The following is a 12,476-nucleotide window of genomic DNA, read 5'->3' on the forward strand; positions in this document are numbered from 1 at the left end:
CCTGATTACAGGCCGGAATGGTGAGTAACGTATGACTGATTTAACCACGCAAGATCTCGCACAGCCTTCATGGCAAACCCGCGATCATCTGGATGATCCAGTGGTCGGCGAGCTGCGTAACCGTTTTGGGCCGGATGCCTTTACCGTTCAGGCCACCCGCACCGGCATTCCGGTAGTTTGGGTGAAGCGTGAACAGCTATTGGAAATCGTTGAATTCCTGCGCAAGCTGCCAAAGCCGTATGTCATGCTCTATGACTTACATGGTTTTGATGAACGTTTACGCACTAACCGCGCCGGATTGCCCGCCGCGGATTTTTCCGTTTTCTATCACCTGCTGTCGATTGAACGCAACCGCGACATCATGCTCAAGGTGGCGCTGTCTGAAAACGATCTGAATGTGCCAACCATCACCAAAATTTTCGCCAACGCCAACTGGTATGAGCGCGAAACATGGGAGATGTTCGGTATTACCTTCAATGGTCACCCGCACCTGACGCGCATCATGATGCCGCAGACCTGGGAAGGCCATCCGCTGCGTAAAGATTATCCGGCGCGTGCCACCGAGTTCGATCCCTTCGAACTGACCAAACAGAAAGAAGATCTGGAGATGGAGGCGCTGACCTTCAAGCCTGAAGATTGGGGCATGAAGCGTAGCACTACCAACGAGGACTTTATGTTCCTCAACCTCGGTCCAAACCACCCGTCTGCGCACGGTGCCTTCCGCATCATTCTGCAACTCGATGGTGAAGAGATTGTCGATTGCGTTCCCGATGTTGGCTACCACCATCGTGGCGCTGAAAAGATGGGCGAGCGCCAATCCTGGCACAGCTACATTCCGTACACCGACCGTATCGAGTATCTCGGTGGCTGTGTCAACGAAATGCCGTATGTGCTGGCAGTAGAAAAACTGGCGGGCATCACCGTACCGGATCGCGTCAATGTGATTCGCGTGATGCTGTCCGAGCTGTTCCGCATCAACAGCCATCTGCTCTATATCTCCACCTTTATTCAGGACGTCGGCGCCATGACGCCGGTGTTCTTCGCCTTCACCGATCGTCAGAAAATCTATGACGTGGTTGAAGCGATCACCGGCTTCCGTATGCACCCAGCGTGGTTCCGTATTGGCGGCGTCGCGCATGACCTGCCAAAAGGTTGGGAGCGCCTGCTGCGCGATTTCCTCGACTGGATGCCGAAGCGTCTGAAAGAGTACGACAAAGCTGCACTGCGCAATACCGTGCTGATGGGCCGTTCGCAGGGCGTTGCGGCGTACAACATGGATGAAGCGCTGGCATGGGGCACCACCGGTGCTGGTCTGCGCGCTACCGGTTTAGATTTTGACGTGCGTAAATGGCGTCCGTATTCAGGCTACGAAAACTTCGATTTCGAAATTCCCGTTGGCGCAGGCATCAGTGATGCATACACCCGCGTTCAGCTGAAAATGGAAGAGATGTGGCAGTCACTGCGTATCCTGGAACAGTGCCTGAACAACATGCCTGAAGGCCCGTTCAAAGCGGATCATCCGCTGACCACGCCGCCACCGAAAGAGCGCACGCTGCAGCACATTGAAACCCTGATCACCCACTTCCTGCAGGTTTCGTGGGGCCCGGTGATGCCGGCCAACGAATCCTTCCAGATGATTGAGGCGACCAAAGGGATCAACAGTTACTACCTGACCAGCGATGGTAGCACCATGAGCTATCGCACCCGCGTGCGTACGCCGAGCTTCCCGCACCTGCAGCAGATCCCATCGGTGATCCGCGGCAGCCTGGTATCCGACTTGATCGTTTACCTCGGTAGTATCGATTTTGTTATGTCAGACGTGGACCGCTAATTATGCACGATCAAAAGATTGCTATTCACACCATCGACCCGACTGAGGTCTTCGTGCTGAGCGAGGCCGAGCACCACGCTATCGAGCACGAAAAACATCATTACGAAGATGCGCGTGCGGCTTCGATTGAAGCGTTGAAGATCGTGCAGAAACAGCGCGGTTGGGTGCCGGATGGCGCGATTAACGCTATCGCAGAAGTACTCGGAATTCCCGCCAGTGATGTGGAAGGTGTTGCCACTTTCTATAGCCAGATCTACCGCACGCCGGTTGGCCGTCACGTGATTCGCTACTGTGACAGCGTAGTGTGCCATATCACCGGTTATCAGGGCATTCAGGACGCACTTGAGCAGAAGCTGAATATTAAGCCTGGTCAAACCACGGCGGATGGTCGCTTTACGCTCTTGCCTACCTGCTGCCTCGGTAATTGCGATAAAGGGCCAACCATGATGGTAGACGAAGATACGCATGTTCATCTGACGCCTGAAGGCATCGCCAACTTGCTGGAGCAGTATCAATGACCATTAAACAGATCATTCGTACTGCCGAAACGCATCCACTGACCTGGCGTCTGCGTGACGACAAGCAGCCAATTTGGATTGATGAATACCGCAGTAAAAACGGTTACGTCGGTGCTGAAAAAGCGCTGAAAGATTTCAGCCAGGACGAAATTGTCGCGGCGGTAAAAGACTCTGGCCTGAAAGGCCGCGGTGGCGCCGGCTTTAATACCGGCCTGAAGTGGAGCCTGATGCCGAAAGACGAATCTATGAACATCCGTTACCTGCTGTGTAACGCCGATGAAATGGAGCCGGGCACCTATAAAGACCGCTTGCTGATGGAGCAACTGCCGCACCAATTGGTGGAAGGCATGTTGATCAGCGCGTTCGCGCTGAAAGCCTATCGTGGCTACATCTTCTTACGCGGTGAATACATCGAAGCGGCAGTCAATCTGCGTCGCGCGATTGCTGAAGCCACCGAAGCGGGCTATCTCGGTAAAAATATTCTCGGCACCGGTTTTGATTTCGAGCTGATCGTTCACACCGGGGCAGGGCGTTATATCTGTGGTGAAGAGACGGCGCTGATCAACTCGCTGGAAGGTCGTCGCGCCAATCCGCGCTCTAAGCCACCGTTCCCGGCAAGTGCTGGCGTATGGGGCAAGCCAACCTGCGTCAACAACGTGGAAACGTTGTCGAACGTGCCGGCCATCTTCCTTAACGGCGTCGATTGGTACAAAAACATCTCTACCAGTGAAGATACCGGCACCAAGATGATGGGCTTCTCAGGCCGCGTGAAAAATCCCGGCGTCTGGGAACTGCCATTCGGTACTACCGCACGTGAAATCCTGGAAGATTACGCCGGCGGCATGCGCGATGGCTTGAAATTCAAAGCCTGGCAGCCCGGCGGCGCAGGAACCGACTTCCTTACCGATCAGCACCTCGATCTGCCAATGGAATTTGCCAGCATTGGTAAAGCCGGCAGCCGTTTAGGTACCGCGCTGGCGATGGCGGTCGATCACGAAATCAATATGGTTTCGCTGGTACGTAATCTGGAAGAGTTCTTTGCGCGTGAATCTTGCGGCTGGTGTACGCCGTGCCGTGACGGATTGCCGTGGAGCGTGAAGATCCTGCGTGCGCTGGAGCAGAAGAAAGGTCAGCCGGGTGATATCGAAACCCTGCAGCAACTCTGCCGCCAGCTCGGCCCAGGTAAAACCTTCTGTGCCCACGCACCGGGTGCCGTCGAGCCATTGCAGAGCGCGATTAAATATTTCCGTGAAGAGTTTGAAGCCGGCATTGCGCCGCAGGTGTTTGGTAATACCCGAGCCATCGGTGGTATTCAGCCGAACCTGCTGAAAGCGCGCTGGTAATCGGCTGCCGTACACGGAACTCGCCTCGCGCTGTAATAGCGTGAGGAAAGAATTAGATGTTTAACGCTCGTCTTAGGGCGAGCCTTACGGAAGCATGTTCACTATGGCTACAATCCATGTAGACGGTAAAGAATATGATGTGAACGGAGCGGACAACCTGCTGCAGGCGTGTCTCTCTCTGGGCCTTGATATTCCTTATTTTTGCTGGCATCCGGCGCTGGGAAGCGTAGGGGCCTGCCGCCAGTGCGCGGTGAAGCAATTCCAGAATGCCGAAGATACCCGCGGTCGCCTCGTCATGTCCTGCATGACGCCAGCGTCAGACGGCACCTTTATTTCCATCGACGATGGCGAAGCAAAAGAGTTTCGTGAAAGCGTGGTGGAATGGCTGATGACCAACCATCCGCACGACTGTCCAGTGTGCGAAGAGGGCGGTAACTGCCACCTGCAAGATATGACGGTAATGACCGGACACAGCTTCCGTCGCTACCGCTTCACCAAGCGCACCCACCAGAATCAGGACCTCGGCCCGTTTATTTCACACGAAATGAACCGCTGCATCGCCTGTTATCGTTGCGTGCGTTACTACAAAGATTATGCTGACGGCAAAGATCTCGGCGTCTATGGCGCTCATGACAACGTCTACTTTGGTCGTCCGGAAGATGGCACGCTGGAAAGCGAATTCTCCGGCAACCTGGTGGAAATCTGTCCGACCGGCGTATTCACCGATAAAACGCACTCTGAACGCTATAACCGTAAATGGGATATGCAGTTCGCGCCAAGCATCTGTCAGCAGTGCAGCGTGGGTTGTAATACCAGCCCAGGCGAGCGTTATGGTGAATTGCGTCGTATTGAAAACCGTTACAACGGCAGCGTAAACCACTATTTTCTCTGCGATCGCGGTCGTTTTGGTTACGGCTACGTCAATCGCAAAGATCGTCCACGTCATCCGGTACAGCAACGCGGTAACGATTGGGTCAGCCTGAATGCTGAACAAGCCGTGAATGCGGCGGCGGATGTGCTGCGTCGGGCGAAGAAAGTGATCGGTATCGGCTCTCCGCGCGCCAGCATTGAAAGCAACTTCGCGTTGCGTGAGCTGGTTGGCGCAGAAAACTTCTCCACCGGTATGCCAGCAAGTGAGCAGGCGCGCGTGGAACTGATGCTGAAAGTGCTGCAGGACGGCGGCGTTTACACGCCATCACTGCGCGAAATCGAAAGCTATGATGCGGTGCTGGTGCTGGGTGAAGATTTGACTCAGGTTGGCGCGCGCGTAGCGCTGTCTGTACGTCAGGCGGTAAAAGGTAAAGCACGTGAGATGGCAGCCGCACAAAAAGTGGCTGACTGGCAAATCGCGGCAATCCTCAATATCGGTCAGCATGCCAAACATCCGCTGTTCGTGACCAACGTTGACGAAACCCGACTGGATGATATCGCGGCATGGAGCTATCGCGCACCGATTGAAGATCAGGCGCGTCTCGGCTTTGCCATCGCCAATGCGTTGGATGAGAGCGCACCAGCGGTAAGCGGCTTCGACAGCAAACTGAACGGCAAATTAGATGTCGTGGTTCAGGCGCTGGCGGGGGCGAAAAAACCGCTGATCATCTCCGGTACGCATTCCGGTAGCATCGCGATGATTGAAGCCGCCGCGAACGTGGCGAAAGCCTTGAAAGCGCGCGGAGCCGATGTCGGCATTACTTTGCTAGCCGGTGCGGCGAACAGCTTCGGCCTGGGCCTGATGGGCGGTCAGTCGCTGGATAGCGCACTGGAACAGCTGAGCAAAGGCGAAGCCGATGCGCTGGTGGTGCTGGAAAACGATCTCTATCGTCATGCGCCAAAGGCCGACGTAGATGCGGCGCTAGATACCACCGCTAACGTGATTGTGGTTGATCATCAGCGTACCGCAACGCTGGAAAAAGCCGGTTTGGTGCTCTCTACCGCCAGCTTCGCCGAAAGCGATGGTACATCTATCAACCATGAAGGTCGTGCTCAGCGCTTCTTCCAGGTTTACGATCCGTCTTATTACGATGACAGCGTCGTGATGCTGGAAAGCTGGCGCTGGTTGCGCTCGCTGCACAGCGCGGTTGAAAGCCGTCACATTGACTGGACACAGCTCGATCACGTGATTGATGCCACCGTTGCGGCGCTGCCACAGCTGAAAGGCATTAAAGATGCCGCGCCAGACGCAAGCTTCCGTATCCGTGGTCAAAAACTGGCGCGTTCCCCGCATCGTAACAGTGGCCGTACCGCGATGCGTGCCAACATCAGCGTGCATGAACCGCGCCAGCCGCAGGATAAAGACACCATGTTTGCCTTCTCGATGGAAGGTAACAACCAACCAAGCGCACCTCGTTCGCAGATTCCATTTGCCTGGGCGCCGGGCTGGAACTCACCGCAAGCATGGAACAAGTTCCAGGCGGAAGTCGGCGGCAAACTGCGTCATGGCGATCCAGGCGTACGTCTGTTTGAAGCCAGCGATCGCTCTCTACCGTGGTTTACTGCGATTCCGGAAAGCTTCGTTGAGGGCAGCCAGTGGCGTGTCGCTCCTTACTACCAGCTGTTTGGCAGTGAAGAGATGACGCAGCGCTCAACCACCTTCCAGAAACGCATGTCACCGGCCACGCTGGTGATTAATCCGGCTGATGCTGAGAAACTGGGCGTTAACAACGGTTCCTCTGTCGAGCTGGTCTGTGCCGGTGAAACGTTACGTTTGCCGGTACGTTTCTCTGCGTCGCTGCAAGCGGGGCAGGTGGGTTTACCGCTCGGTATGCCAGGTGTGCCGCCGTTCCTCTCAGGTGCGCAAATTGACAAACTGCAGGAGGCCGCGCAATGAGTTGGCTGACACCGGACGTTATTGAAATCCTGATCAACATTGGCAAAGCGCTGGTCATCCTGTTGGTAGTGGTGGGTTGCGGTGCTTTCATGAGTTTCGCCGAGCGTCGTCTGCTCGGCTTGTGGCAAAACCGCTACGGACCGAACCGTGTAGGTTGGGGCGGATCGCTGCAGCTGGCTGCAGATATGATCAAAATGTTCTTTAAAGAGGACTGGGTTCCGCCGTTTACCGACCGCTTCATCTTTACACTGGCACCGGTTATCGCCTTTGTATCGCTGCTGCTGGCCTTTGCCATTGTACCGGTTTCGCCAACGTGGATGGTCACCGACCTGAACATCGGTTTGCTGTTCTTCCTGATGATGGCGGGTCTGGCGGTCTATGCGGTGCTGTTCGCTGGCTGGTCGAGTAATAACAAATACTCGCTGCTGGGTGCGATGCGTGCCTCGGCACAAACGCTGAGCTACGAAGTGTTCCTTGGTCTGTCGCTGATGGGTGTAGTGGCGCAAGCCGGTTCATTCAATATGAATGCCATCGTCGAAAGTCAGGCGCATCTGTGGAACATCATTCCGCAGTTCTTCGGCTTCCTCACCTTCTGCATCGCCGGCGTTGCGGTCTGCCACCGCCACCCGTTTGACCAACCAGAAGCGGAGCAGGAGTTGGCGGATGGTTACCACATTGAATATGCCGGTATGAAATTCGGCCTGTTCTTCGTCGGTGAATACGTGGCGATCACCACTGTATCAGCGCTGATTGTCACGCTGTTCTTCGGTGGCTGGCACGGTCCGTTCCTGCCGCCATTCATCTGGTTCGCTCTGAAAACAGCGTTCTTTATGGTGATGTTTATCCTGATTCGTGCTGCGCTGCCGCGTCCACGCTATGACCAGGTGCTGTCGTTCGGCTGGAAAGTGTGTCTGCCGTTGACGCTGTTGAACCTGCTGGCGACCGCCGCAGTGATTCTGTCCACCGCGCAGTAAGGGACAATGAAATGACTTTAAAAGATATTGTCGTTGGCTTCGGCACGACAGTGCGCAGTATCTGGATGATAGGCATGCATGCCTTCGCCAAGCGCGAAACCCAAATGTATCCGGAAGAGCCGGTTTATCTGCCGCCGCGTTACCGCGGACGTATTGTGCTGACGCGCGATCCGGATGGTGCAGAGCGCTGCGTTGCCTGTAACTTGTGTGCGGTAGCGTGCCCTGTCGGCTGTATCTCGCTGCAGAAAGCTGAAACGCAGGATGGACGCTGGTATCCAGAGTTTTTCCGCATCAACTTCTCACGCTGCATCTTCTGTGGTCTGTGCGAAGAAGCGTGCCCAACCACCGCGATCCAGCTGACGCCCGATTTTGAATTGGGTGAGTTTAAGCGTCAGGATCTGGTGTATGAGAAGGAAGACCTGCTGATTTCCGGTCCGGGTAAGTACCCGGAATACAACTTCTATCGTATGGCTGGTATGGCGATCGACGGAAAAGAGAAGGGCGAAGCGGAAAACGAAGCCAAGCCGATCGACGTCAAAGGGTTGTTACCTTAAGGAGCCAGGTATGGAATTTGCGTTTTATCTTTGCGGACTGGTCGCGGTGTTGACGACGTTGCGCGTCATCACTCACACCAATCCGGTACATGCGCTGCTGTACCTGATTGTTTCGCTGCTGTCGATTGCCGGCGTGTTCTTCTCAATGGGCGCCTACTTTGCGGGTGCCCTGGAAATCATCGTTTACGCCGGCGCTATCATGGTGCTGTTCGTCTTCGTGGTGATGATGCTGAACCTGGGCAAAACCCAGCAGGATCAAGAGCGCGAGTGGCTGAAGCCTTCACTGTGGATTGGTCCCGGCATCGTCTCGTTACTGCTGCTGGCGGTAATGATTTATGCCATTAGCACTGCACAGGATCAGGGCATTGATGGCACCGTCATCGACGCCAAAGCGGTCGGTATCAGCTTGTTTGGTCCTTATGTTCTGGCTGTTGAGCTGGCATCAATGCTGCTGCTCGCCGGTCTGGTAGTGGCCTTCCATATTGGACGTGAAGAGCGTCACGGCGAAGTGCTGAGCAATCGTCAAGCGGATGCGCAAGCAAATAAGGAGGATCACGCATGATCCCGTTACAACACGGTCTAATGCTGGCCGCTGTGCTGTTTGTTCTCGGCCTGACCTCGGTGGTGCTGCGTCGTAACATCCTGTTTATGCTGATTGGTCTGGAAATTATGATCAATGCCTCGGCGTTAGCGCTGGTGGTTGCAGGCAGCTATTGGGGACAAGCTGACGGCCAGGTGATGTACATTCTGGCAATCAGCCTTGCGGCGGCGGAAGCGAGTATTGGTCTGGCGCTGTTGCTCCAGCTTTATCGTCGTCGTCAGACGCTGAACATTGACACAGTGAGCGAGATGCGCGGATGAATCTTCTCTATTTAACCGTATTATTTCCGCTGATTGGCTTTCTGCTATTAGCGTTTTCACGCGGTCGCTGGTCGGAGAACCTGTCGGCTGCAGTCGGAATGGGATCGGTTGGTCTGGCAGCATTGACCACTATTTATGCCGGTTTTGACTTCTTCAATCAGGGACAGCAGCCGTTTACACAAGCGCTGTGGACCTGGATTCACGTCGGCAATTTTGACATCAAAGTAAATCTGGTGCTGGACGGCTTATCGCTGACCATGCTGTCAGTCGTTACCGGTGTCGGATTCTTCATCCACATGTTCGCTTCATGGTACATGCGTGGTGAAGAAGGTTATTCGCGCTTCTTCGCTTACACCAACCTGTTTATCGCGAGCATGGTGGTGTTAGTACTGGCCGATAACCTGATGCTGATGTATCTCGGTTGGGAAGGTGTGGGCCTGTGTTCTTATCTGCTGATTGGCTTCTACTACAGCAATCCAGAGAACGGCAAAGCGGCGATGAAAGCCTTTATCATCACCCGTGTCGGTGATGTGTTCCTCGCTTTCGCCTTATTCATCCTTTACAACGAACTGGGTACGCTGAACTTCCGCGAACTGGTTGAGCTGGCACCAGCGCACTTTGCTGCTGACAACCATATGCTGCAGTGGGCAACCCTGATGCTGTTGGGTGGCGCGGTGGGTAAATCTGCACAGCTGCCGTTACAAACGTGGCTGGCGGATGCGATGGCGGGTCCAACCCCGGTTTCGGCGCTGATTCACGCCGCCACCATGGTAACCGCCGGTGTCTACCTGATTGCACGTACCCACGGTCTGTTCCTGTTAACGCCGGAAGTGTTGCATCTGGTCGGAATCATTGGTGCGATTACCTTGGTGCTGGCAGGTTTTGCTGCGCTGGTGCAAACCGACATCAAACGCGTGCTGGCTTACTCCACCATGAGTCAGATTGGCTACATGTTCCTCGCGCTTGGCGTGCAGGCATGGGACGCGGCGATTTTCCACCTGATGACGCATGCATTCTTTAAAGCCTTGCTGTTCCTCTCTTCAGGCTCGGTCATTCTTGCCTGCCATCATGAGCAAAACATCTTCAAGATGGGCGGCCTGCGTAAGAGCATCCCACTGGTTTATGTCTGCTTCCTGGTGGGTGGCGCTGCGCTAGCGGCACTGCCGCTGATTACCGCAGGTTTCTACAGTAAAGATGAAATCCTGTTTGGTGCGCTGGCGAATGGTCACATCAATCTGATGGTTGCGGGTCTGGTGGGTGCATTCCTCACCTCAATCTACACCTTCCGCATGATCTTCATCGTGTTCCACGGTGAAGAGAAAATTCATGCTCACGCTGGCAAAGGCATTACTCATCATCTGCCGCTGATTGTGCTGATGGTGCTCTCCACCTTTATTGGTGCGCTGATTACTCCACCGCTGGCGGGCGTCTTGCCGCAGAACGAATTTGGTGAAGGCGGCAAAGTGATGCTGGAAATCACCTCAGGCGTAGTGGCAATCGTCGGAATCCTGATTGCTGCAGCGCTGTGGCTGGGTAAACGTCAGCTGGTTACCAGCATCGCTAACAGCGCGCCGGGTCGTTTCTTCGGCACCTGGTGGTTCGCGGCCTGGGGCTTCGATTGGCTGTATGACAAGGTGTTCGTGAAACCTTATCTCGGCATCGCCTGGCTGCTGAAGCGCGATCCGCTTAATTCACTGATGAACCTGCCTGCGCTGCTGTCGCGTATTGGTAATAAAGGGTTGGTAGTGAGTGAGAACGGTTATCTGCGCTGGTACGTGGCCTCGATGAGCGTTGGCGCCGTGGTGGTGCTGGCGCTGCTGCTGGTGATTTAAAGATTGATGAGCGGGGCGGGTAAGTTTTCTCACCCCAGTAGCGAATGTAAAAGTTGCCTGAATGACGAAGCGTAATCGGCGCAGCCAGTTTCGTTACCGCCAGCGCACAGCAACCGGAGCGTACTTAGGTACGTGAGGATTGCGGGCACTGCCGGGAACGAAAATGGCAAGTAAGATAGCTCGGAATCAGGCTGAAAAAAGGGAAGTATGCCGTGTTATTACCTTGGCTAATAATCATACCTTTTGTCGGTGGCTTGCTCTGCTGGCTTGCGGAGCGTCTTGGCGCAAAAGTTCCGCGATGGATTGCCATGATCACCATGGGCCTGACGCTGGCGCTTGGCCTGCAACTGTGGTTGCAGGGAGGCTATTCACTGACGCAGGCTGCGGGCATTCCGCAATGGCAATCGACGTTCTCGGTACCGTGGATTCCGCGTTTTGGTATCAACTTCCATCTGGCGATTGATGGTCTGTCGCTGCTGATGGTGGTGCTAACCGGTCTGCTCGGCCTGATGGCAGTGCTATGTTCCTGGAATGAAATTGAGAAGTATCAGGGCTTCTTCCACCTCAACCTGATGTGGATTCTTGGTGGTGTGATTGGCGTGTTCCTCTCCATCGACATGTTCCTGTTCTTCTTCTTCTGGGAAATGATGCTGGTGCCGATGTACTTCCTCATCGCACTTTGGGGTCATAAAGCATCAGACGGTAAAACGCGCATCAGTGCGGCGACCAAGTTCTTCATCTATACCCAGGCTTCCGGTCTGATTATGTTGGTGTCGATTCTGGCGCTGGTCTTTGTGCACTACAACGCAACCGGCGTCTGGACCTTCAGCTATGAAGAGCTGCTGAAAACCCCGATGTCGCACACCGTTGAGTATCTGCTGATGCTGGGCTTCTTCATCGCCTTTGCGGTGAAAATGCCGGTGGTGCCCCTGCACGGTTGGTTGCCCGACGCACACAGCCAGGCACCTACCGCGGGTTCGGTTGACCTCGCCGGTATTCTGTTGAAAACCGCGGCCTATGGTCTGCTGCGCTTCAGCTTACCGCTGTTCCCAAATGCGTCTGCGGAGTTTGCTCCGATTGCGATGTGGCTCGGTATCCTCGGCATCTTCTACGGTGCGTGGATGGCTTTCTCGCAAACCGATATCAAACGCCTGATTGCTTACACCTCCGTTTCGCACATGGGCTTCGTGCTGATCGCCATCTACACCGGCAGCCAGCTGGCCTTCCAGGGCGCGGTAATTCAGATGATTGCGCACGGCCTTTCGGCGGCGGCACTGTTCATTCTGTGTGGTCAGCTGTATGAGCGTCTGCATACGCGCGACCTGCGTCAGATGGGCGGTTTGTGGTCGCGGATTAAATGGATTCCGGGTCTGTCGCTGTTCTTCGCGGTTGCAAACCTCGGTATGCCGGGCACCGGTAACTTTGTCGGCGAATTTATGATTCTGACCGGCAGTTTCCAGGTGGTGCCGGTGATTATCGTCATTGCGACTTTTGGTCTGGTGTTTGCGTCGGTTTACTCGCTGATCATGATGCAGCGCGCTTACTTCGGCGAAGCGAAGTCAAAAGATCCGCTGCCAGGCATGTCACCGCGTGAGTTCATGACTATCGGCGTATTGGTGGTGTTGCTGGTGCTGCTGGGGATTTATCCGCAGCCAATCCTCGACACATCCCATGCTGCGATGAGCAATATTCAGCAGTGGTTTACCGCTTCAATTTCAACTACAAGGCCGTAATTC

General features: G+C 54.9%; 10 protein-coding genes. All 10 read left to right on the forward strand.

The features are described from left to right. Nucleotides 1–31: 31 nt before the first annotated feature. The 10 genes from nuoC to nuoM all read left to right on the forward strand — a co-directional run bounded on the left by nuoC (nt 32) and on the right by nuoM (nt 12,473). Nucleotides 32–1,831: an NADH-quinone oxidoreductase subunit C/D gene (nuoC, locus tag PMI17_RS10785; protein ID WP_007889320.1), complete on the forward strand. Its 1,800-nt coding sequence runs from the start codon at nt 32–34 to the stop codon at nt 1,829–1,831. A 2-nt stretch (nt 1,832–1,833) separates the two neighbouring features. Then, nucleotides 1,834–2,349 carry an NADH-quinone oxidoreductase subunit NuoE gene (gene nuoE / locus PMI17_RS10790; protein ID WP_007889323.1) on the forward strand — a complete coding sequence of 172 codons (516 nt, stop codon included), beginning with the start codon at nt 1,834–1,836 and terminating at the stop codon, nt 2,347–2,349. A gap of 2 nt (nt 2,350–2,351) precedes the next feature. Then, complete coding sequence (gene nuoF / locus PMI17_RS10795) at nt 2,352–3,692, forward strand: NADH-quinone oxidoreductase subunit NuoF (RefSeq protein ID WP_176519213.1); 1,341 nt, start codon at nt 2,352–2,354, stop codon at nt 3,690–3,692. Between the two features lie 103 nt (nt 3,693–3,795). Then, nucleotides 3,796–6,519, forward strand: a complete 2,724-nt coding sequence (gene nuoG / locus PMI17_RS10800; RefSeq protein WP_036620882.1) for an NADH-quinone oxidoreductase subunit NuoG — start codon at nt 3,796–3,798, stop codon at nt 6,517–6,519. Then, complete coding sequence (nuoH, locus tag PMI17_RS10805) at nt 6,516–7,493, forward strand: NADH-quinone oxidoreductase subunit NuoH (protein ID WP_007889331.1); 978 nt, start codon at nt 6,516–6,518, stop codon at nt 7,491–7,493. Before nuoG ends, nuoH begins: the two co-directional genes overlap by 4 nt. Before the next feature lie 11 nt (nt 7,494–7,504). Then, nucleotides 7,505–8,047 (forward strand): NADH-quinone oxidoreductase subunit NuoI, encoded by a 543-nt coding sequence (gene nuoI / locus PMI17_RS10810; protein WP_007889332.1) that lies wholly within the window; start codon nt 7,505–7,507, stop codon nt 8,045–8,047. 10 nt (nt 8,048–8,057) lie between these two features. Continuing rightward, nucleotides 8,058–8,609 (forward strand): NADH-quinone oxidoreductase subunit J, encoded by a 552-nt coding sequence (nuoJ, locus tag PMI17_RS10815; RefSeq protein ID WP_007889333.1) that lies wholly within the window; start codon nt 8,058–8,060, stop codon nt 8,607–8,609. Next, entirely contained in the window at nt 8,606–8,908 is a 303-nt protein-coding gene (nuoK, locus tag PMI17_RS10820) for an NADH-quinone oxidoreductase subunit NuoK (RefSeq protein ID WP_007889334.1), read from the forward strand. The genes nuoJ and nuoK overlap by 4 nt, the downstream gene beginning before the upstream one ends. Continuing rightward, entirely contained in the window at nt 8,905–10,740 is a 1,836-nt protein-coding gene (gene nuoL, locus PMI17_RS10825; RefSeq protein WP_007889336.1) for an NADH-quinone oxidoreductase subunit L, read from the forward strand. Before nuoK ends, nuoL begins: the two co-directional genes overlap by 4 nt. A gap of 212 nt (nt 10,741–10,952) precedes the next feature. Beyond that, the gene (gene nuoM, locus PMI17_RS10830; RefSeq protein ID WP_036620887.1) at nt 10,953–12,473 is read left to right on the forward strand and encodes an NADH-quinone oxidoreductase subunit M; all 1,521 of its coding nucleotides are present in this window, start codon (nt 10,953–10,955) and stop codon (nt 12,471–12,473) included. Nucleotides 12,474–12,476: the final 3 nt, after the last annotated feature.

The sequence above is a fragment of the Pantoea sp. GM01 genome (assembly GCF_000282675.1).
GTDB lineage: Bacteria > Pseudomonadota > Gammaproteobacteria > Enterobacterales > Enterobacteriaceae > Pantoea > Pantoea nemavictus.